Here is a 21,971-nt window from a genome sequence, read left to right on the forward strand (position 1 = left end):
AAATATTTAGCATTACTTAAAAGAATAGAAAATGAAAAAAATATTATATATAGCTGTTGCATTTGTAATATCTCTGTCTTTGCAAGCACAGATAGACAGATCGGTACAGCCCAAACCGGGTCCTGCACCCACAATTAATCTGGGAAAACCTCAAACCTTTACATTGCCAAATGGGTTGAAAGTATTGGTGGTCGAAAATCATAAATTACCAAGAGTAACATTCTCTTTGTCGTTAGATAATCCTCCATCGGTTGAAGGAGCTATCAAAGGTGTTGACAACCTGACCAGTTCTTTGATGGGCAATGGTACATCAAAAATAAGTAAGGATGAGTATAACGAACAACTCGATTTCTACGGAGCATCCATAGGGTTTAGTGTTCATAATATTGGAGGTACAACTTTATCAAAATATTTTCCCGAAGTGCTTACATTAGCATCTAAAGGGGCACTTGATCCTTTATTTATGGAAGAAGAACTTGAAAGTGAAAGAGCTAAATTACTTGACAATATTAAAGTTCAGGAGAAGAGTGCAAGTGCTATTGCTGCACGAGTGCAAGATGTATTGTTGTATGGTAGAAATCATCCGAAGGGAGAGTATCTGACTGAAGAATCTATCAACAAGATAACATTGGCAGATGTGAATAAGTACTATCAACAATATTTTGTACCCGAAAATGCTTATTTGGTAATAGTGGGAGATGTGAAGTTTGATGAGGTAAAGAAACTAGTTACAGAAAATTTCTCTTCTTGGAAAAAAGCTTCTGCTCCTAAGAGTGTTTATACTGAGCCTGTGAATCTGACAGAAACCAAAATAGGATTTGTAGATGTGCCAAATGCTGTTCAGTCTGAAATTTCGGTTAATAATATTGTGAACTTGAAAATGACTGATCCCGATTATTTTGCTGCTCTCTTGGCTAATTATATTTTAGGTGGAGGCAGTGATGGGTATCTGTTTATGAATCTTAGAGAAGGTCATGGCTGGACTTACGGGGCTTATTCGAGCCTATCGGGCGATAAACGTACTTCTGATTTTTCTGCATCTGCTGCTGTGCGTAATGCTGTAACAGATAGTGCTTTGGTGGAAATGTTGAATGAAGTCAAAAGAATACGTACAACTCTACCTTCGGAGAAAGAGCTTGAGTTGGCTAAGGCAAAATACATTGGTAATTTTGTGATGAATGCCGAGAAGCCAACAACTATTGCAAGTTTCGCACTTCGTGAAAGAACACAATCGTTGCCAGCCGATTTCTATGAAAATTATATCAAGAATATTGATGCAGTTACTTTAGAGCAAGTGCAGGCTGCCGCTAAAAAGTATTTTTCGGACGATGCTGCACGTATAGTTATTGCAGGTAAAGCTTCGGATGTATTGCCCGGCTTAGAGAGATTGGGTATTCCTGTTGAGTTTTTTGATAAATACGGAAATCCGACTACCAGACCCGAAGAGAAGAAAGTAGAAGAGGGTGTTACTGTAAAAGATATATTAGCTAAGTATATAAAGGCAATAGGAGGCGAAGAAGCTCTTAAGAAAATAAAAACACTTTCGTATACATCAACAGCCAGCATACAGGGACAAGAGATAACTCTGTTAAAGAAAGCGACTGCGGATGGAAAATCGCTTCAAATCATAACAGGTATGGGAATGACTTTGTTAAAAACTGTATATGATGGTAAAACAGGGTTTGTAGAAGTACAGGGGCAACGCAAAGATATGTCGGCCGAAGATTTGGCTGATCTAAAATATTCTGCTATTTTCCCCGAATTGTTGATGGTTCAATCTTCTACTATTGGAGTCGCAGGAATTGAGAATCTAAACGGGGCGGATGCCTATAAATTAGTTGACGGTTCTATCAGTTACTATTATGACGTAAATAGTGGGTTGAAGGTTGCCGAAGGTGTGAAGAAAGAAGTTGCTCCAGGTCAGGAAGTCGATCAAATCGGTTTTTATAGTGATTACAGAGAGATTTCGGGAGTGAAAATACCTTACAAATCAACAATGAATGTTGGAGTTGAAATAGAACTCAATGTTGTGGATGTGAAGGTGAATGAAGGTGTTTCTGATACCGATTTTCAATGATTCACTTCATAGAATGATAAACAAGACTCAGGTCGTAAATACTTAAGAGTACTTAATATAATAAATAGAAGCCTTGAATCGGTATCCCGAATCAAGGCTTTTTTGTATTTTTGTATTACAAGAAAAAGGAGAAAATTTTGACGCCATCTATAGATACATCCAATCCCGAATTTAAGAATGCATTAGACTTGATAACCCGTACCCGTCAGTCTGTTTTTTTGACAGGAAAAGCAGGTACAGGAAAATCTACGTTCTTAAAACATTTGTGTGATATAACGAAGAAAAAATATGTAGTGCTTGCCCCAACGGGTATTGCTGCGATAAATGCCAATGGATCTACGATTCATTCATTCTTCAAATTACCTTTCCGTCCGATGTTACTCGACGATCAGGATTTGAGTTTGGTTAATGGACGTATATTTGAATTCTTTAAATATAAGAAAGATCATAGAAAGCTGATTCAAGAGGTTGAGCTTATTATTATTGATGAGATTTCGATGGTACGTGCTGATATGATCGATTGTATTGATCGTATTCTACGTGTGTACTCCAATAATATGCGTACTCCTTTCGGGGGGAAGCAATTGGTCTTCGTGGGTGATGTTTTTCAGTTAGAGCCTGTTGTTACAAGCGATTCTAAAGATATTCTGAGTAGGTTTTATCCTAATCCCTACTTCTTTTCGGCTAAAGTATTTTCCGAAGCTAAATTGGTCCCTATTGAGTTTACCAAGATATACCGTCAGACTGATCGAGTCTTTATTTCTATTCTCGATAAAATAAGAACAGGAGTAGTAGGTTCGGCAGAGATGCAGACGTTGAATACAAGGTTTCAGCCCTCATTTAATCCTTCGGAGGACGAGATGTATATTACATTGGCTACACGTCGTGACAATGTTGATTACATTAACGAAAAGAAAATGGCTGAATTGGAAACTCCCGAGTTTATCAGTAATGGTACAATAGACGGAGATTTCCCCGAATCGAGCTTACCAACTGCCAAAAACTTGTTATTGAAGGAGCATGCACAAGTAATGTTTATTCATAACGATGTTCAATGGCCTCGACGTTGGGTTAACGGAACCTTGGGAGTAGTGTCCAACATCGATGAAATGGACAATGTCTATGTCTTGTTGGAAGACGGCAAAGAAGTATTGGTTGATCTCGAAACTTGGCGAAATTACAGATACAAGTACAATGAAGCAGAGAAAAAGATAGAAGAAGAAATAATAGGCACTTTTACTCAGTTACCACTTAAAGCGGCTTGGGCTATCACTGTGCATAAAAGTCAGGGGTTGACCTTTAGTCGGGTGATTGTCGATTTCAACGGAGGAGTTTTTGCAGGAGGTCAGGCTTATGTTGCCTTAAGTAGATGTACCTCATTGGAAGGTATGGTTTTGCGGAAGATGATAAGCAGATCAGATGTATTTGTTCGTCCAGAGATTATAGAATTCAGTCGTCAGTTCAATAATCAACAGTTGATCGAAAAAGCCTTGAAAGAATCCGATGCCGATTATCTGTATGGTAAGACGGTAAGCGAATTCGAAGATCGTAATTTCGAAGAGTGTATCGATACTTTCTTTAGAGCAATACGTGCCCGTTATGATATTGAAAAACCTCTATCGAAACGATTTATTCGTCGTAAGTTGAATGTTATCAACGAGCTTGAACAACAAAATAAATTGTTGATCAGTAAAATGCTGGAGCAAAGAACAGCTTTGCATAAGTATGCCGAAGAATATTATTTGTTGGGTAACGAATGTATTGTTTCTTATAAAGATACAAGAGCTGCTTTGGCTAACTTCAATAAGGCACTCGATTTAGATCCCACATACGTAGATGCTTGGGTACGCAAAGGGGTTACTCTATACGATTTGACGGATTATTATGAAGCCGATGTTTGCTTTAATAAAGCTGTAAGCCTTAGTCCAATGTCGTTTAAAGCTCTATACAATAGAGGTAAGAATAGAATAGCCATGGAAGAATACGAATTGGCTATAAACGACTTAGATCGTGCTTCTGGAATTAAACGCGACCATGCCCCTTGCCATGAGTATTTGGCTCAGTGTTATTCATCTATCGGTAATGAAGAATTGTCTATAAAACATCTGATGATTGCCCGCGAAATAAAGGGTATCGATCCTGATGAGGATTAAGGTCTCAGAATATTTTATTATTTTACGAGGTTATAATCATATTAATATATACTTATGGAACTAATATATCAAGAAAACTGTGATAATATAAATTGGGAAGAAGTTCCTCAATTGCTCGAAAAAGTAGGAATGTCATTTGTTGATGTTGAAAGACATCGTATTTCGTTCGAAAATAGCTTTGCCGTAGTCTTTGTTTTTGATAAGAAAAAAATGGTTGGTATCGGACGTAGTATTTCGGATGGAGTACGTCAGTCGGCTTTGTACGACATAGCAATCGATCCTACTTACCAAGGTTGTGGAATAGGACGTAAAGTAATGGATAGATTGGTGAATGCTACTCCCGATTGTAATTTTGTTTTATACGCTTCGCCCGGAAAAGAAGACTTTTACAGAAAGCTCGGATTTAAGAAAATGAAGACAGGAATGATGCTTTTTGCTGATCCTAAAAGAATGGAAGATGGAGTTTTTGTTGATAAATAAGTTAATTTAATGATGAAAATATTATCTTTGTAGATATAACACAATAGAAATCTGATTTTTATTAGAATTATTTTATTAATGGTAGACAAAAAACATAATTAAAAATGACAAAACGGTATCCTACAGCAGAAGTTCTTGCACAAGCTAATGATACTTTCTTGGACAGTGTTTCTGTCGACTGTGTGATTTTAGCTTTTCATCAAGGTAGTTTAAAAGTCCTTCTCAATAAATTTAAAATAAGCGATAAATGGATGTTGCCCGGCGGATTTGTTCATATTGATGAAGATGTAGATGATGCAGCAAATCGCATTTTGAAATTTAGATTAGGTATTGCAAACCTCTATTTAAAACAATTTCATCTTTTTGGTAGTTGCGATAGAACAAGAAAAGAAGAAAGCTTAAAGATGTTAGACTCTTGGGGTATAACACCCGAAGATGGGCATTGGTTTCTAAAACGATTTGTATCGATGGGGTATTATGCTCTTGTAGAGTATAATAAGGTATCAATAAGTGTGGATGAAGCAGTTGAGGAAGTGGGCTGGTATGATTTAGATAAATTGCCCGAACTCTATGCAGACCATCGTTTAATAGTAGAAAAAGCAATTAATACAATTCGTATACAGATTGGTATTGTACCAATTGGTTATGAATTATTGCCGGAAAAATTTACAATGCCTGAGCTTCGCTTGATTTATGAGGCTATCTTGGGTTATGAACTCGATCGACGCAATTTTCAACGTAAAATGTTGTCTGTGGGTTTAATAAACCGATTAGATGAAAAACGTAAGAATGGTGCTCATAAAGCTCCTTACCTGTATTCGTTCAATAAAGAAAAATATAAGGAAGCTAATTTGGGAGGAGTTCATTTAATGCCTTGGACGCATTGATTTAGGATTATTTTCCTATAAAATATATAAGACAGATATCATTTCTAATGGTATCTGTTTTTTATTATGTAAGTTTTGGAGTTGTCTTCCGTTCCGAAATGATTAATAGTCCGATAACCGTAAGTAATCCGTTCAGCATTAAAATTTCATATCCTACCTTATAGTTAAAGGAAGCCGCTAATGTTTCTTCTATGAGATAACATATAATAGGAGTGAGAATACATACTATGGGTGCAAATTTATCCTTAATCTGCACTTTCGTAAATAGACCCAGACCGAATAGTCCGAGGAGTGGACCATAGGTATAAGATGCTACCTTATAGATGGTGTTCAATATATTGTCTTGCCCAATGTGATGGATAAAAAGAATCACAAGGATAAAGACAATACTCATACCTATATGAACTCTTTTTCGGGTTGTATTTGCCTCTTTATCGTTATTCTGATTCACGCCAAGGATATCTACGCAGAAAGAGGTTGTAAGCGATGCCAGAGCCGAATCGGCATTGGCAAACGAAGCTCCTATAATACCAATAGTAAAGAAGATGAGACAAGGCAAGCCCAGATAATTACTTACCAGATAGGGTAGTATTTCGTCCGAAACGGTTGGCAATGTAATGCCTTGTTTTGAGGCAAAAACTAATAGAAGAATACCTAACGACAGAAAGAGTAAATTGATCGGGGTAAATAGAAAGCCGTAGGTGAGCATATTCTTGCGGGCATCTTTCAGGTTTTTACAAGTCAGGTTCTTTTGCATATTATCCTGATCGAGTCCGGTCATTACGATGACAATAAATATTCCACTAAAAAACTGTTTGAAAAAGTTCAAAGGGCTTTTCCATTCAAAATGGAATATTTTAGAATGTGGACTGTTTGATATAGTACTTATGGCTTCTCCTAAATCGAGTTTTAATAGCGATGATACCTGCCATATGATAAGGATAGCAGCTATAATAAAGCTCAGAGTTTGTAATGTATCTGTCCAGACAATTGTTTTGATTCCACTTTTTCTAGTATATATCCAGATGAAAAGTATGATGCCACTAACAGTCATCCAGAAAGGAATATGCCAATGATCGAATACGAGAGTCTGCAATATAAGTGCTACCAGATACAATTTTGCAGCAGAGCCTATAATACGAGAAAGGATGAAGAATGAAGCTCCCGTTTTGTACGAGTAATTACCAAACCGTTGATCGAGGTAAGTATAAATTGAGGTAAGATTGAGCTTATAATAAAGAGGCAGAAGCAGGTAGGCAACGACCAGATATCCGAAAAAGAATCCGAATACCATTTGCATATACGACATATTAAATGCTCCAACCATTCCCGGTACCGAAACAAATGTAACGCCCGAAACACTTGTTCCTATCATTCCGATAGCAACAATATACCAAGGCGATTTTCGGTTGGCTACAAAGAAAGCATCGTTATCTGAGCTTCCTCTGCTAATGAGAACAGATATGAGGTATAATATTCCGAAGTAGGCTGCAAATATGATTAAAATAGTTGTTCCTATCATAGCCTATTATGTAAGTGTATGTATTTAATTCTGTATTTATTATTTACAGGGGAAATCTATTGCCTGTCTTGTTGGAGTGAGCAGATAGGTTTTCCCCTACACCAAAATTTCAAATAGGTTTGAGACTTTATAGGCTCATGAAATATTCGGTTAGTTCCTTCATGCTATCAAATTTGTGTGCATAAGAATCTGTTGTACCAAATCCCCATGATGCAAATACAAAAGGAACGTATGCTAGATCGGATTGTTTTCTGTCTGAATCTGTATCACCTATATACATGGGTGCTTTGAGATTATACCTGTCAATCAATGTTTTCATATTGATGTGTTTAGGTTGATGGTTAGAACCATATTCGATATAATCGCAAAAGTATTGTTTAGTTTCGGTATATATCATAAAGTCGCGAATGCTTCCTTTCTGACAATTACTCAACATAAACAATTTGTATTTTCTTGATAATTGTTCAATACCTTCCAATACATCGAGATAGATATTTCCGCCCATTTTGGGTAGTAATTCATCCGTTTTCACGATAATATTCTGATAGATTTGCTCAATAGTTTCTTCTGGCAATTCGGGGAACATCACTTTGTATATTTGCTTTGCTTCCATGCCCATATAGCCTTGTATATCTTGTTTTGTTAAGGGTTTATCTATTATTCCCATTTCTTGCAAAACTTGTGTCCAGCTATAAGCATAAGTATCTACGGCATCCCAAAGAGTACCGTCCATGTCAAAAATTAAACTATCAGGCTTCATTTATTTATAAGTAAAAGTAAATATTTAATGATGTATTCTCTGAGTATAGCTTTACCATATTACTAACCAAAGCAATAAAGAGTCTGCGACCTTAGAATGCGGCTCAAAAGTACTCAACAAAAACGGATTGAACAAGCTCAAAAGTCTGTGATCCGAATTTTAACTTAAGCTGAAAGGTGATGTCAGATTATTTCTGTAAATTTGAGGAAAGATAAGGTTTCAGACCTTCTATTACCTTGATAGATACAAAAAATTGAAGTAGTTATCTTTGTAAAATGTAATGTGAAATATTTACATTTCTTATAATCAAATTGTTATGGCTTTTTTGACCCCTTCTTCTATCTTATCCGAAATTGTGAGCGTTAACTACTTATTGATACCCGTTATCAATAGATTTGGTATTAAGTTAGGATTAGGAGATAAATCAGTTAAGACTATTAGTGAAGAATACAATCAGAATATGGATTTTTTTCTAACTATTCTGAATACGTATCTCAATGAAGATTATTTTCCGGAGAAGAAGTTGCAAGAGTTTGAAATAGATCTTGTTACTGATTATCTAAAACGGACTGATATGTATTATATTCATGGTCAGATAACTAATATAGAGAAACACCTCAATGCTCTGATTGCGACGAGCGACCCCAATAATAAGCAGTTAGAACTTATTCGTAAACTTTTCATTCGTTTTAAAGATGCATTAATTCATCGCATTGACAATGGTTTGCTGGATGATGATACCTCGCAGGCTCTATTATTAGACTTAAAGAATATTCTGATAAAGCATATATCAGGTAGTTTTAATGAGAACCTTTGTTATGCTGTTGTGTTTTCTGTTGATAGTTTACTGAACGATTTGACTAAGCACAATCGAATAAGAGAGAAGATATTAAAACCGATGATTGAAGAGTTATCGGAAGCGGGTATTGATGATTGGCAAAGCTTGATTGGTAAACCAAAATCGCATCAATTATCGGATGAATCGCATACTATTTCTCCTCGCGAATTGGAGGTTTTAAAACTGATAGCTCTTGGCTTATTGAATAAGGAGATAGCTGATCGTCTTAATATCAGTTTAAACACAGTCCTTTCTCACCGTAAAAATATTACAGCGAAATTGGGTATTAAAACCGTTTCGGGACTTATTTTCTACTGCATCAGTCATGGATATATTTCTGCTGACGAAATAGAATTGTGATTGATATACAGTTTTATTGCATCATTTTATAGTTCTGACGAACGTTAATCTATAATCCAGCCAAAGCAATAAAAAGGTCTGCGACCTTATGAGAATAGTATCGTTTTATTCTTGTAAACCAATACTCTACGATTGATATGGTATTCGATACCATGAGACAGAACAATCTTTTCCAAATCTTGCCCTTTACGTACTAAATCGGATATACTGTCGCGATGAGATATGCGTGTGATATCTTGCTCTATGATAGGACCTGCGTCTAATTCGGTAGTTACATAGTGGCTTGTTGCTCCAATAATTTTCACACCTCTTTCGTAAGCTGCATGATAAGGTTTTGCTCCAACGAAAGCGGGTAAGAACGAATGATGTATATTGATAATCTTATTAGGATATTCTTTTATAAACTCGTCTGTCAGAATTTGCATATAGCGTGCAAGGACGATGAAATCGACTCCTTTTTCTTTGAGTAAAGCCTTTTGTTTGGCTTCCATTTCATCTTTGTTTTCTTTGGAGATTTTGATTACGTGATATTCTATTCCGAATCGCTCGGCAACCCATCTAAGGTCTTCGTGATTACTAATGATAAGAGGTATCTCTACATTCCATTCACCTGCTGTATAACGTGCCAGTATATCGAATAAGCAGTGTGACATTTTAGATACAAAGACAGCCATCTTAGGCGTATAATCATTGAAGTATAATCTGAATGTCATCTCAAATTTATTGGCATACATCGTTTGAAAGTATTCGCCAATTTTATCTTTAGGGATCAGAAACTTTGTTATATCCCATTCAACACGCATAAAGAAGATATCCTCTTGCTTGTCAACATGCTGTTCGAGTTGAATAATATTTCCTCCATTTACACAGATAAAATCAGTAACAGCAGCCACTAGACCCGGCTGATCGGGAGAGTAAATTAAAATAGTAGCACGAGAATCTTTCATTGTACGAATCGTATTTTATAATATGTAAACTTTTTGAGTTTTATTCTGAATCACTTGATGTATAAAAGTATAGGTCGGTAAATATATCTTCATTTATTTCTTCCCTATATTTTTCAATCCATTCTTTATAGAAATATTCGGTGTATAAAACACCGGCTTCTAATGTATACCTTGCGAAAGGTTTACCTATTATTGGGTGTTCTTTTAGACCGAATGTTTGAGATGTTCCGTTATCGAATTTGCAATCCATATTGTTTGACCAGATAAGAATTACTTCTTGTTTATTGACAACTTGTACAGGATAGTAGTATACGCATTGCCCATGGTATTTAAAAGTTATTCTTTTTTCAGAAATACTTAAGTTCACTATATCATTAGACCACGAAGCAAAAAGGGATGATTGATCCTCTATGTTAGCACCATCTTCGTCTTGTAGAACAACTTGTCCATCTTGATCTAATCGTTCAATCTTTACAGTTTTCCACTTGCCTTGTTCTCGTTCGAGAAATACTCTCGCATGAGGAGTTTTCGAAATTATGGGAGGTTCTCCGCCTTCCGTATATATAAAGACTACATCTACGTGAGCAAATAAATCATCCTTGTTAATGATAGTTTGGATAGCTTTTACCTCCTGGTATGTATCTTGACTCGATGTCCAATACATATAAGTAACCTGAGGACACATGCCATCGAAGGTGTAAGCATCGCCGCTTTCAAAGACCTTATAATGAACCTTTTTTACATACTCTTCACAAGTAGAATTGCGTTTTTTTTCAGATGCTATAAACTTCTCGGAAATTGTTCCCAGTTTTCTTAACTCATTAAAATAGGGTTCAGAATCTAGCTGACACATACCGTTTTTATCCTTTGTGATATTTGCATCAAAAGGTATATTACGGCTTTCTGTGGCATTCAAATACCATTTATAGAATGATAAGCCGGCTTGTTCCACTTCTAAAGTCCGTGAATCATTTGAGGACTTGGTTGAAGTTACTGAATCAGCAGAATTTGCTTGTATTTTATTCTGATTGGCAAATGGCAAAAACAGAAATGCGATAATGAATAAGAATGCTTTAATCACCTACTTGAACCAGATTATCAATAATAAATACTTGTCTTTCGGGTGTATTCTTGCCCATATAGAAGTTTAGCATATCTTTCACCAAGTCTTCTTTTTTCATGGTCACTTTATCGAGACGTATGTCTTTTCCTATGAAGTGTTGGAACTCGTCGGGCGAAATCTCCCCCAGTCCTTTAAATCGGGTAATCTCGGGATTTACACCTAGTTTATTTATCGCTGCAATACGTTCTTCGTCACTGTAACAATAGATAGTTTCCTTTTTGTTACGCACCCTGAACAAAGGAGTTTGCAGGATATATACGTGATTTTTCTTTACTAAATCGGGGAAGAATTGCAAAAAGAATGTAAGTAGCAATAATCGGATGTGCATACCATCGGTATCGGCATCAGTTGCTATAATTACTTTATTGTAACGAAGTCCGTCCAAGCCATCTTCTATATTAAGGGCAGCTTGAAGCAGGTTGAACTCTTCATTCTCATACACAATCTTTTTGGTCAGTCCAAAGCTATTAAGTGGCTTACCTCTCAAACTAAATACTGCTTGAAGATTTGGGTTACGGCTTTTGGTAATAGATCCACTAGCCGAATCTCCTTCGGTAATAAAAATAGATGTTTCATCTAAGTTATCACCTTTAGTATCATTATAGTGAATACGGCAATCGCGAAGTTTTTTATTGTGAAGATTTGATTTCTTCGCACGTTCGCGAGCCAATTTGGTAACACCTGCAATTGCTTTACGTTCTTTCTCCGAATCCAGAATCTTTTTTAATAGAGCTTCCGAAGTTTCGGAGTCTTTATGCAGATAATTATCAAGTTCTTTTTTAATAAAATCACCAATAAATTTCTGAACTGAGGGTCCGTTGGGGCCCATATCTCTCGAACCTAGTTTAGTCTTGGTTTGCGACTCAAAAACAGGTTCTTCTACTTTTATGCTGACAGCTGCTACTATACCGCTTCGGATGTCGGCATAATCGAAGTTCTTAGCATAATATTCTTTTATAACACGCGAAACAGTCTCACGGAAAGCCGATTGATGTGTTCCTCCTTGTGTTGTATGTTGTCCGTTTACAAACGAGTAGTATTCTTCTCCGTACTGATTGGTGTGAGTTATAACTATCTCTATATCGGTATCCTTAAGATGAATGATTGGGTAGAGGGCTTCCGAAGTCATATTTTCGTTCAGAAGATCAACCAGACCATTTTTTGATAAGAATTTCTTTCCATTGTATACTATCGTTAATCCGGTATTCAGATAAACATAGTTTTTCAATAAGCTTTCTACATACTCGTCTCTATACAGATATTCGCCAAATATAGTAGTATCGGGAATAAACTCTACCAGCGTTCCGTTGTTTTGTGTAGTTGCTTCTATTGGTGCTTCGTCAGTTACTATGGCTTTGCTAAACTCAACCCAAACCGTTTGTTTTTCTCTAAAAGCCTGAATCTTGAAGTATGATGACAAGGCATTTACTGCTTTTATACCAACACCATTAAGACCTACTGATTTTTTAAACGCCTTAGAGTCATATTTAGCACCTGTATTCATTTTGGATGATACATCCTTCACCTTACCGAGAGGCACTCCACGACCGTGGTCACGTATAGATACTTCACCATCTTTGATGGAGACTTCTATCGTTTTTCCGAACCCCATCATGTACTCATCAATAGAGTTGTCGAGCACTTCCTTAAGAAGTACATATATTCCGTCGTCGGGAGAAGTTCCGTCGCCAAGTTTTCCGATATACATACCCGGACGACGACGTATGTGCTCTTGCCAATCAAGAGTCTTTATGTCGTCATCTGAATAATTTTCCTGAGGTAAATTGATCTCTAATTCTTCTTCCATAGATATTTGTGTGTCAAAAATCAGCTTTCTAGCAAAGATAGTGAATTTTTAGAAAATGAATCAAGCGAACATCTTCCTAAATTTTTAGATTATTAAATGTATTAATTTTGGTTTGTGAAAATAATTACTTTAATTTGTGTTAATTATATCTTTTCTGGATGGTTATTCCCTTGTCATTTAGTTGTGTATAGGTGTTTTTTATATCTGTTCTTTTCTTAAAGAAAGATATATTCTATTTCTTTTTCATGAGGTATATATTGTAAAAAAGTAACTAAAAGTAGTTAGAATGAAAATCTCAATTGTCAGTCCAGTTTACAGGGCTGAGAAAATATTACCAATATTAGTAAGTCGGATTGAAAAAAGTGTTTCGTCAATAACGTCTGATTATGAGATTATCTTAGTCGAAGATTGTGGTCCAGATAATTCTTGGGGAGTTATAGAAGAAATGGCGAGAAATAATAAAAAAATTATAGGTGTAAAATTGAGTCGTAATTTTGGACAGCATTATGCTATAACTGCAGGTCTTGATCATGTGTCAGGGGATTGGATTGTTGTTATGGATTGTGATTTACAAGATCAACCAGAGGAGATTGTAAAGTTATATGCTAAGGCTCAAGAAGGGTATGATATTGTTTTAGCTGAACGTTTTGAAAGACAAGATTCTTTCTTTAAGAGAATGACTTCAGCTTTGTTTTATAAAGTATTATCATATTTAACAGGGAGTCATCAGGATAAAGGTGTTGCAAATTTTGGCATTTATAACAAGAAAGCGATTGATGTTGTTCGCTCTATGAAAGAGTCAATAAGATATTTTCCGACAATGATAAATTGGATTGGATTTAATAAAGCTAAGATAAGGGTAGATCATAGTTCTAGATATGAAGGGCAGACTACATATAATTTGAGCCGATTGTTAAACTTGGCATTAGATATAGTATTAGCATACTCAGACAAGCCTATTCGTTTGACTATAAAATTAGGTTTTATCATCTCCATATTGTCAATCATAGCAACTTTATACACTTTTATACAATGGTTGTGTGGAGATATAACTGTTTTAGGATATACTAGTTTGATTATATCTATTTGGTTTTTATCAGGTATTATAATTTTTATATTAGGAGTAATTGGGCTTTATATTGGTAAAACTTTTGGTGAAGTAAAGAATAGACCTATTTATGTAGTGTCGCATAGACTTAATTATGATTAGAATAAACACCCTAGGATATAAAGGGTATTATGTACTCTTAAATATAAAACAGTTTTATCCTATTATAGACGAAGTTGTAATAGGTAAAGATGTGAATGTTGAGAATGATTACTATGATGAGGTTGTCAATTTATGTAAAAGCAATAATATCCGGTATTATAATAGAAACGAAGAGCCTAAATGTGAATCTAAATATATTATATTAATTGGTTGGCGTTGGCTTATGCCTACTGATACTCAATTGGTCGTTTTCCACGATTCTTTATTACCTCGATATAGAGGCTTTAATCCTCTGGTAAGTGCACTAATCAATGGTGATGAGCATATTGGAGTTACTTGCTTATTTGGGGAAGAAGGGTACGATAAAGGTGCTATTTTAGGGCAAGAGCAGGTAGTGGTAAAGTATCCATTAAAAATAGATCAAGCTATTAAATTAGTGTCGGAGTTATATCTTAAATTGATGATAATATTTTTATCTAAGATTCAAGATGGTAAGGCAATAAACTCTTATAATCAAGATGAGTCTAAGGCAACCTATAGCCTCTGGCGTGACGAGGATGATTATTTTATAAATTGGAGTTGGGACTCAATGAAGATTAAACGATTTATTGATTCTGTAAGTTATCCTTATACTGGTGCAAAAACTAGGGTAAATGGTTCTATTTTAAAAATATTAGATTCAGAAATTGTAGAAGATGTATTTATTGAAAACAGGATGCCAGGTAAGGTTATATTTAAAGATAAAAGAGGATTAACTATTGTATGCGGTAAAGGTTTATTGCTAATAAAAACTTTATATAGGGATGATAGTACACTATTTGATTATAGTACACTATTCAGACTTAGATTTACATTATGAATTATAATATTCCATTTAATAAGCCTTATTTAACGGGGAAAGAAACCGAGTATATCGAATCTGCTGTAAAATCTGGGAAAATATCAGGTAATGGTTTTTTTACAAAGAAATGTCAGACTTTTTTCGAAGAACGATATGGATTTAATAAGTGCTTACTGACAACATCTTGTACAGATGCACTTGAGATGGCTGCAATTCTTATTGATACGCAACCAGGTGATGAAATAATTATGCCATCTTATACATTTGTAAGTACAGCCAATGCTTTTGTTCTAAGGGGCGCTAAGATTGTATTTGCTGATTCACTGGCAAACAATCCTAACATAGATGCAGATAGTATAGAAGAACTTATCACATCAAAAACAAAGGCTATTGTTCCCGTGCATTATGCTGGGGTGGGGTGCGACATGGATAAGATTATGACATTAGCAAATAAATATAATTTATTTGTAATTGAAGATGCTGCACAAGCAATAGATAATTATTATACATTTAAAAATGGAGAGACAAAGCCTCTTGGGTCTATTGGCCATTTATCTGCATTTTCTTTTCATGAAACAAAAAATATAATATCAGGAGAAGGAGGTATGCTGGTTATAAATGATAAGCAGTTTGAGAATAGGTCTGAAATAATCTGGGAGAAAGGTACAAATAGGTCTGCTTTTTTTAGAGGGGAGACCGATAAATATGGATGGGTTGATCATGGTAGTTCTTTTCTTCCATCTGAAATAATTGCTGCGTTTTTATGGGCGCAATTAGAAAATTTAGATGATATACAAAAGAGAAGAAAGTTTCTTTGGAGTTCTTACTTTGAAAGTCTTAATGTTTTTGCAAAAACAGTAGGGATAGGGATACCTGAGATTCCTGCTCATATGAATAATGCACATATGTTTTATTTAGTTTGTGAAAATTTAGAGCAACGTTCAGGAATTATAGAATATCTTAAATCTAAAAATATCTTGAGTGTTTTTCATTACCTGAGTCTGCATTCTAGCCCTTTTTATTCAGAGAAGCATGACGGGCGTATATTACCTGAAAGTGATAGATATACTGATACATTAATGAGGTTACCGTTATATTATGAATTAAGCGATTCAGATATCGGTAAGATATCGCAATTTATAAAAGAAAGTTTGAAATGAGAGTTTTTCTTAAAGAGCGAAATCTTATACTATTTTCTTTAGTATTAATAACTCTGGTTTTCTTACCATATGTATATTTGGGTGAGGATGTACACCTTCGTCTTCATGATAATATGGATTCAAATATTGTCTGGGTTAAGATTATATTGGAGTCGGGTGGCTTTTTTTTATCTCCTGCTGCTATCGTTGAGCAGGTAATGAATGGTATACCACATTCTTGCGTTTGGGGTACTTATGATTTGAGTTTACTTTTCTTTGATTTTTTTGGAATATTCTGGGGCTATGTATTTAATAAATACTTAATGGCTTTAATCGGTTTTCTAGGAATGTTTCTTTTGCTTAAAAAGCATTTTCTTAGTGATACAACACCCTCTTTTATACCTATAGGGGTGGCTGTGTTGTTCAGTTTACTTCCGTTTTGGTCTTTTATGGCTTCAATATCAGGGTTGCCTATTGTTTTATATGCGTTCATGAATCTTCGTAACAGAGAGGTGAACGTTACTAATTGGTTGATTTTAGTTTTGTATGGATTTTATTCATCCTTGGTCTTAGTTGGGTTTTTTCTTTTTATTGTTCTTACCTTTTTGTGGATAGCTGATTTAGTAAGAACTAAGAAGATTAATTATCCGTTTAGTTTTGGGATTATATTTTTACTTATTATATACATAATTAGCCATTTACCATTGTTTTGGTCTTTCTTTTATGATTCGGGCTTTGTATCTCAAAGGGTGGAACTTAAGACGGGTCAAGCTGGTTTTATGACTGTCTTTCGACGATTATTACTTCATGGAGATGAAACATTAGGCTCCAATCATGCGATTAGTTTACAAACTTATTTTTTGATACCAGCTATTGTTATTGCATTCTTCTTTATGTTGAAGAATAAGGTGCCAAATAGAAAGTTCTTAGGTTTGGTTATATATATAGTAGTAAGTTCGGCTTGGTTTGCTTATTTAGGATGGGATTCTGCTTTAAAAGAAAAATTGATGCTAATTTTTCCTTTAGACATTCGTCGATTCAATTGGTTGCAACCCCTGTGTTGGTATCTTTTATTCGGTATCTCGTTGTCTTATATCTATAGTCTTTTTAAAAATAAAGTGATTGCTACAGTTCTTATAATGATTGTTTTTATTTTTCAGTTTATATTTTTGCTTAAATATCAAGAATATAATCTTTATGAAAATAAAAACTATTCATTTCGTAAATATTATGCAGAAGCACAATTTAAAGAAATAGGTGAATTTATTGGTAAAAACAAAGAAGATTATCGAATAATAAGTGTAGGTATAGAACCTGCTATATCTCAGTTTAATGGATTTTATACTTTAGATGGGTATTTCCCTAATTACCCTTTATCTTATAAACACCAATTTGGAAAGGTTATAGAACCGGAACTGAAAAAGAATATGGGGCTATACAATTTCTTTCATAATTGGGGTTCTAAATGCTATGCTTTTTGTTCTGTATTATATTATCCTATGCAAGATCTGATTTCGGGAGAGCCAGTCATTGAGCATTTGGATTTTGATTATGGCGCATTAAAAGAAATGGGTGGGGAATATATAATCTCTTCTAGAGAAATAAATGTAGAAAATAATAGAGAAATTAGGTTAGAGAGTACTTTCGAGCACGAAGATTCGTATTGGAAACTTTATCTATATAAGGTATTATAAGCTCACTAGGCTTTCTTTAGATAAAGAACGGGGATATTATAAATAATATCCCCGTTCTTTTATTTGAAATAATGGCTTTTCTATGACTATATCTTATTCTGAAAATTTACCCTTCAGATTTATATGCTATTATATTTTTTTCGTAAATGCCCTTCTTGTTTTATGATGTTCTGCATTAAAACCATCCCAAAGTGCTGATACTTTGTTGTTTTGTTCCAATTCGGGATTGCTTTCTGCAAAATGAAATCCACTTTTGTGAGCTGAAGGTATGAAGTCGTTGAATATCATAGCATTTACTCCTTTTCCTTGATATTCGGGGGCAATACCGATTAGTAAAAGATCAATGACTTTATTACTCTTAAATTTAAGAGCTTTAAGTAAATAGTACCAACCCGTGGGGAATAATTTTCCACCTGCTTTTTGCAGTGCTAATGATAAGCTAGGCATTCCTATTCCAAAGGCAACAAGTTCGTCAGTATCTTCTTTTATGATAAGAGAAACAATATCCCATCTTAGCAATGGAACATACATTTTTACATAGTAATCTATTTGCTTCTGAGTCAAAGGTACAAATCCGTAAAGCGGAGCATATGCCTCATTCAGTAGATTAAATAGTTTATCTACATAAGGTGTTATCTGCTTTAGGTTTTTAAACTTGAGAAGTTTAAGACCATATTTATTAGCAATTATATTTGCTATGCGTTGATGTCTTTCGGGTACAGCCTCGGGTACGGGAATATAGAACTCGTGCCAGTCTACATCTTTTTCGTATCCCAGACGTTCTATCTGATCCTTGTAGTAAGGGTAGCTATAAGTAGTAGCCATTGTAGATATTCTGTCATAGCCGAAAACTAGCAACCCTTCGTGATCTAGGTCTGTAAAACCCATTGGACCTTGTATGGCGTTCATGCCTTTGTTGCGTGCCCATTCTTCGGCAGTTGAGAAGAGTGCATCGACTACTTCGTTATCATCAATAAAATCAACAAAACCAAAACGTGCATGCTTTTGGTTCCATATTTCATTGGATCTGTGATTGATGATTGCAGCAATACGTCCTACAATCTTATTGTCTTTATAAGCTAAGAATAACTGTTGCTCACAGAAGTCAAATGCAGGATTCTTTTCTGAATCTAATGTACCTAATTCGTCTAATACCAAGGATGGTACATAGTAGGGACAGTCTTTGTATAAACGTATAGGAAATTTGATAAATTTCTTTTTAGAAGCTTTATCGTTTATTGGTACAATTCTTACGGACATTCTATTTGGATAATCAGAAATTACTACTTTTTGACTTTGTCGCAAAGATAAGATTTTTTACTGAAAGTGGGTTTATACTCGTTTTATTGTTGAGAGTGTATGCGTATACTTTGTCGTCTCGTGGTTGTAAATACCTTGTTGATCAACTTGTTCTATTTTTACTTTACCCGATGCATGGATAATTTTATTGTTTCCAAGAAATATCCCTACATGAGTTATACGTCCTTCTTTTTCGAAGAATAATAGGTCATTAGGTTGTGCTTCTTCTAGAGTATCTACTCTTCCTCCTTCTAAAGCCTGCATACTGGCATCACGAGGCAATGCAAATCCATTCATGGCATATACTGTTTGTACTAAACCCGAACAGTCTATTCCTAATATGTTTTTGCCCCCCCAAAGGTAAGGTGTATTAACGAATAGCATGGCCGATTCAATAATGTTGTCTTTATTGCTTTCGGGTAAGTATGTTACAAAAGTGGGGTGAATTTGAAATACTTTTCCACTAATTTCAAAGCTACTCTTTTCTGGATTGTAAAGGGGTAGGAGACTGCCTGCTGATAAGCGGTATATGGTTTTATCTGTCATGCAGAATATATCGGTAATAGGTACGCAAGTACGAAATACGGGATGATCTATTATCTTTTTATGAGTTTCTTCATCAATCTCAGTTAGAGATTTTGAGTCAGCCCATCCAAGATAGCCATCTCCATTGTTTCTAATTTTGACAAAAGAGTCCGATTCTTCAAGTATCTCGCATGTATCACCAAATAATAATTGAGTGACCATTTCGGATGCTTCACTGGCTTCTGATCGAATTGGTAAGGCTGTATTTAAATAAATTGCATATTTCATATTAAGTAACTTAGAGTATTTAATGATACATTCATTAGTCTGAATAAAATGTATTTTATGTTTACTTATTTGTATCTGTAATGACCTACAATTTTCCACGCAAATAGACGGTCTTCTATTACTTGACCTCCACCTATATTATGTACAATGAGGAGTCTTTTTCCATCTTGCGATTTTCGGTTTACTACTATTCCTATATGTGCTAACCCATTGTCGAGAGTCCACGATACAATATCTCCTGCTCGATAATCTTCAGGGTTTGTAGTTATAGGCTTTACTGTACCGTTTCGAGTGAAGAATGTTTCGAGATTGTACACTCGGCGATGATCAATATTAGTATCTGTTTTCTTTAAGCCCCATTTCTTTTGACTGGGGTATTTGTTGAAATTAGCTTTCATGTCTTCATGCACTTCTTTCTGCAAATCGATATTCATTTTTCGATACGCTCTTATTACAACATCGGTACATACCCCTTTGTTTGCAGGCACATCTCCGTTAGGGTAAGGAATACTAAAATATGTGGGGTCATAAGTAACTCTGGATCTAGTTAATTCTATGGTTGCATCTGATAATTGATCATAGAAATCCTTTTCTTGTGCAGAAATAGGAAGGAGAGTATAAAGAAAGACAGTTACAAATAATAATATTTTCATTCTTGAGGTTTAATGGATATGTAAACACGAAGACAAATATAATGTAAAAGCTGATGTTGGACAATAGAAAGAGTCCGTAAGGATAGTTTCCATCGGACTCTTATTTTGTAATGATTTATATCTTTGTTTCGTTATCGTGTGGTTACTTTATTGAGAGATATTTTAAGTTTCGATTGCAGCCCAAATGTTTTTTTATCCATGAAATCTATAATAGGATCGCATATCTGTTGTCGCACTTTTTCGATACCTGCACAGATTAGAAATACAATAACTGCAACTGCTATTAATGCTATAAACATTAATATAGGGTTATCTATAGCATTATTTACTTGTTGTATAATATTCTTTAGAATAAATCTGTTGTCAGGTGTTTCATGTATTAAATATACCCCAAAGGTAAGGGGAGCTATTTTATTGATGATCCGACTTTTAAATTTAAGTTTCTTGAAACAGTAAAAGAAGAAAACTGCGCCTAAAATAACTAAAGGTGAATTGTAAGACATAAGTCGCCATGCGAAATCTTCTTTTCCTAATAATATGCTACCTATAACCAATGTAAATGTTAGCAAGTAGATACATATATGTATGGGGATTGCTCTTTTTATGTATGGTATATATTTGCCACAATAACGGGCAATTATATAAATTAGTAACATTGTAAAGAGTCCATAACCACCACCTCCGTAGAAGTTGTTCCCTGTGATAGGATAGCTACAACTTAGATATAGCAAAATAAGAATAAGGGCTCCCGTTTGATAAGCTTTTAGGGCTTCTATACCTTTATTGATAAAGGGTGATAAAATATATACTCCTACAAATGCATTTAGAAACCACCATACAGGATATGTTAAGGGAAAAAATCTCTTAACTAAGTCAACAAGTGAAAAGTTTTCGGGGGATAATAATATGTTGTAAATGATGTATGCTCCAACAGAATAGAACATTCCTTGAAATATAAACGATATCAAACTTTTGAGTTTGAATTTTATACCATAATATCCCGAAATAAATATAAAGCAATTGACTGCTATTATTGCAAAAGTATTTACGAGTGTGAACAGCAAAGTTTTGTTCCAACTGCTAGGATCGCATTTGATTATCAAATGATGTAAGATTACCATCACCATCAGTACTATACGCAATAGTTCAATGTTGGAGTCGCGTTCAGGCTTTTTAGTTAGTGTTTGTCGATTCATATTATCTACTCCAGTTTTAGTGGGGTTATGAAAAAATAAAACGGTTCAATATATAATAAGCTATTATTGAACCGTTTTTAGGTTTTAGACCTTCTATAGCCTTTATTAAGTAAAATAGCTATATAAGTTATATTTTAAGAATAGAGCAAAGGATACTAAAAAATATGTATCC

The 21,971-nt window shown here is 34.8% G+C and carries 18 protein-coding genes; 9 read left to right on the plus strand and 9 right to left on the minus strand.

From position 1 onward, the window contains the following. Positions 1-31 precede the first annotated feature (31 nt). From IR022_RS03040 to IR022_RS03055, 4 genes are all read left to right on the plus strand, one after another. Complete coding sequence (locus IR022_RS03040) at positions 32-2,077, plus strand: M16 family metallopeptidase (RefSeq protein ID WP_194202542.1); 2,046 nt, start codon at positions 32-34, stop codon at positions 2,075-2,077. Positions 2,078-2,214: 137 nt separating this feature from the next. Next, entirely contained in the window at positions 2,215-4,230 is a 2,016-nt protein-coding gene (locus tag IR022_RS03045) for an AAA family ATPase (RefSeq protein WP_194202543.1), read from the plus strand. Positions 4,231-4,284: 54 nt separating this feature from the next. Beyond that, entirely contained in the window at positions 4,285-4,710 is a 426-nt protein-coding gene (locus IR022_RS03050; protein ID WP_050710017.1) for a GNAT family N-acetyltransferase, read from the plus strand. Between the two features lie 104 nt (positions 4,711-4,814). Continuing rightward, complete coding sequence (locus tag IR022_RS03055; RefSeq protein ID WP_050710018.1) at positions 4,815-5,597, plus strand: NUDIX hydrolase; 783 nt, start codon at positions 4,815-4,817, stop codon at positions 5,595-5,597. 64 nt (positions 5,598-5,661) lie between these two features. Here the strand turns inward: IR022_RS03055 and IR022_RS03060 are convergent, their stop codons facing one another. Both IR022_RS03060 and IR022_RS03065 read right to left on the minus strand, forming a co-directional pair. Then, positions 5,662-7,119 (minus strand): sodium:solute symporter, encoded by a 1,458-nt coding sequence (locus IR022_RS03060; protein ID WP_194202544.1) that lies wholly within the window; start codon positions 7,117-7,119, stop codon positions 5,662-5,664. A 127-nt stretch (positions 7,120-7,246) separates the two neighbouring features. Beyond that, the gene (locus IR022_RS03065) at positions 7,247-7,879 is read right to left on the minus strand and encodes an HAD family hydrolase (protein ID WP_194202545.1); all 633 of its coding nucleotides are present in this window, start codon (positions 7,877-7,879) and stop codon (positions 7,247-7,249) included. A 316-nt stretch (positions 7,880-8,195) separates the two neighbouring features. Here IR022_RS03065 and IR022_RS03070 point away from each other — a divergent pair, with 316 nt between their 5' ends. Then, positions 8,196-9,077: a LuxR C-terminal-related transcriptional regulator gene (locus tag IR022_RS03070; RefSeq protein ID WP_194202546.1), complete on the plus strand. Its 882-nt coding sequence runs from the start codon at positions 8,196-8,198 to the stop codon at positions 9,075-9,077. Positions 9,078-9,163: 86 nt separating this feature from the next. Here IR022_RS03070 and purU read toward each other — a convergent pair whose 3' ends face one another. Genes purU through IR022_RS03085 form a run of 3 tightly spaced genes read right to left on the minus strand, consistent with a single transcriptional unit; the run spans position 9,164 to position 12,954 of the window. Further along, positions 9,164-10,024: a formyltetrahydrofolate deformylase gene (gene purU, locus IR022_RS03075; RefSeq protein ID WP_194202547.1), complete on the minus strand. Its 861-nt coding sequence runs from the start codon at positions 10,022-10,024 to the stop codon at positions 9,164-9,166. A 40-nt stretch (positions 10,025-10,064) separates the two neighbouring features. After that, positions 10,065-11,105 carry a hypothetical protein gene (locus IR022_RS03080; RefSeq protein ID WP_194202548.1) on the minus strand — a complete coding sequence of 347 codons (1,041 nt, stop codon included), beginning with the start codon at positions 11,103-11,105 and terminating at the stop codon, positions 10,065-10,067. Further along, a complete protein-coding gene (locus IR022_RS03085; RefSeq protein ID WP_050710024.1) occupies positions 11,098-12,954 on the minus strand; it encodes a DNA topoisomerase IV subunit B in 1,857 nt (618 codons plus the stop codon). Before IR022_RS03085 ends, IR022_RS03080 begins: the two co-directional genes overlap by 8 nt. Positions 12,955-13,240: 286 nt before the next feature. On the opposite strand from IR022_RS03085, the gene IR022_RS03090 reads away from it, so the two are divergent. Genes IR022_RS03090 through IR022_RS03105 form a run of 4 tightly spaced genes read left to right on the plus strand, consistent with a single transcriptional unit; the run spans position 13,241 to position 17,838 of the window. Further along, positions 13,241-14,164 carry a glycosyltransferase family 2 protein gene (locus IR022_RS03090; RefSeq protein ID WP_194202549.1) on the plus strand — a complete coding sequence of 308 codons (924 nt, stop codon included), beginning with the start codon at positions 13,241-13,243 and terminating at the stop codon, positions 14,162-14,164. Beyond that, on the plus strand, positions 14,157-15,023 hold the full coding sequence (locus tag IR022_RS03095; RefSeq protein WP_194202550.1) for a methionyl-tRNA formyltransferase: 867 nt from the start codon (positions 14,157-14,159) through the stop codon (positions 15,021-15,023). The genes IR022_RS03090 and IR022_RS03095 overlap by 8 nt, the downstream gene beginning before the upstream one ends. Next, positions 15,020-16,165, plus strand: a complete 1,146-nt coding sequence (rffA, locus tag IR022_RS03100; RefSeq protein ID WP_194202551.1) for a dTDP-4-amino-4,6-dideoxygalactose transaminase — start codon at positions 15,020-15,022, stop codon at positions 16,163-16,165. The genes IR022_RS03095 and rffA overlap by 4 nt, the downstream gene beginning before the upstream one ends. Beyond that, positions 16,162-17,838, plus strand: coding sequence for a DUF6044 family protein (locus IR022_RS03105; RefSeq protein ID WP_194202552.1), 1,677 nt, complete (start codon positions 16,162-16,164; stop codon positions 17,836-17,838). Before rffA ends, IR022_RS03105 begins: the two co-directional genes overlap by 4 nt. 129 nt (positions 17,839-17,967) lie before the next feature. On the opposite strand, the gene IR022_RS03110 is transcribed toward IR022_RS03105, so the two are convergent. The 4 genes from IR022_RS03110 to IR022_RS03125 all read right to left on the minus strand — a co-directional run bounded on the left by IR022_RS03110 (position 17,968) and on the right by IR022_RS03125 (position 21,799). Continuing rightward, positions 17,968-19,098 carry a hypothetical protein gene (locus IR022_RS03110; protein ID WP_194202553.1) on the minus strand — a complete coding sequence of 377 codons (1,131 nt, stop codon included), beginning with the start codon at positions 19,096-19,098 and terminating at the stop codon, positions 17,968-17,970. A 72-nt stretch (positions 19,099-19,170) separates the two neighbouring features. Continuing rightward, positions 19,171-19,950 (minus strand): C40 family peptidase, encoded by a 780-nt coding sequence (locus IR022_RS03115; protein ID WP_194202554.1) that lies wholly within the window; start codon positions 19,948-19,950, stop codon positions 19,171-19,173. Positions 19,951-20,015: 65 nt separating this feature from the next. Then, entirely contained in the window at positions 20,016-20,603 is a 588-nt protein-coding gene (locus IR022_RS03120; RefSeq protein WP_194202555.1) for a DUF1287 domain-containing protein, read from the minus strand. Positions 20,604-20,734: 131 nt separating this feature from the next. Next, on the minus strand, positions 20,735-21,799 hold the full coding sequence (locus tag IR022_RS03125; RefSeq protein WP_194202556.1) for an acyltransferase: 1,065 nt from the start codon (positions 21,797-21,799) through the stop codon (positions 20,735-20,737). Positions 21,800-21,971 lie beyond the last annotated feature (172 nt).

Origin of the sequence: Dysgonomonas sp. GY617 (assembly GCF_015233815.1) — a bacterium.
Lineage (GTDB): Bacteria > Bacteroidota > Bacteroidia > Bacteroidales > Dysgonomonadaceae > Dysgonomonas_A.

What these genes read in the sequence shown, in the direction of transcription:
- IR022_RS03040 (WP_194202542.1), top strand. Translation starts at nt 32, where the DNA reads ATGAAAAAAATATTATATATAGCTGTTGCATTTGTAATATCTCTGTCT.
- IR022_RS03050 (WP_050710017.1), top strand. Translation starts at nt 4,285, where the DNA reads ATGGAACTAATATATCAAGAAAACTGTGATAATATAAATTGGGAAGAA.
- IR022_RS03055 (WP_050710018.1), top strand. Translation starts at nt 4,815, where the DNA reads ATGACAAAACGGTATCCTACAGCAGAAGTTCTTGCACAAGCTAATGAT.
- IR022_RS03060 (WP_194202544.1), bottom strand. Translation starts at nt 7,119, where the DNA reads ATGATAGGAACAACTATTTTAATCATATTTGCAGCCTACTTCGGAATA.
- IR022_RS03065 (WP_194202545.1), bottom strand. Translation starts at nt 7,879, where the DNA reads ATGAAGCCTGATAGTTTAATTTTTGACATGGACGGTACTCTTTGGGAT.
- IR022_RS03070 (WP_194202546.1), top strand. Translation starts at nt 8,196, where the DNA reads ATGGCTTTTTTGACCCCTTCTTCTATCTTATCCGAAATTGTGAGCGTT.
- purU (WP_194202547.1), bottom strand. Translation starts at nt 10,024, where the DNA reads ATGAAAGATTCTCGTGCTACTATTTTAATTTACTCTCCCGATCAGCCG.
- IR022_RS03085 (WP_050710024.1), bottom strand. Translation starts at nt 12,954, where the DNA reads ATGGAAGAAGAATTAGAGATCAATTTACCTCAGGAAAATTATTCAGAT.
- IR022_RS03090 (WP_194202549.1), top strand. Translation starts at nt 13,241, where the DNA reads ATGAAAATCTCAATTGTCAGTCCAGTTTACAGGGCTGAGAAAATATTA.
- IR022_RS03095 (WP_194202550.1), top strand. Translation starts at nt 14,157, where the DNA reads ATGATTAGAATAAACACCCTAGGATATAAAGGGTATTATGTACTCTTA.
- rffA (WP_194202551.1), top strand. Translation starts at nt 15,020, where the DNA reads ATGAATTATAATATTCCATTTAATAAGCCTTATTTAACGGGGAAAGAA.
- IR022_RS03105 (WP_194202552.1), top strand. Translation starts at nt 16,162, where the DNA reads ATGAGAGTTTTTCTTAAAGAGCGAAATCTTATACTATTTTCTTTAGTA.
- IR022_RS03110 (WP_194202553.1), bottom strand. Translation starts at nt 19,098, where the DNA reads ATGTCCGTAAGAATTGTACCAATAAACGATAAAGCTTCTAAAAAGAAA.
- IR022_RS03115 (WP_194202554.1), bottom strand. Translation starts at nt 19,950, where the DNA reads ATGAAATATGCAATTTATTTAAATACAGCCTTACCAATTCGATCAGAA.
- IR022_RS03120 (WP_194202555.1), bottom strand. Translation starts at nt 20,603, where the DNA reads ATGAAAATATTATTATTTGTAACTGTCTTTCTTTATACTCTCCTTCCT.
- IR022_RS03125 (WP_194202556.1), bottom strand. Translation starts at nt 21,799, where the DNA reads ATGAATCGACAAACACTAACTAAAAAGCCTGAACGCGACTCCAACATT.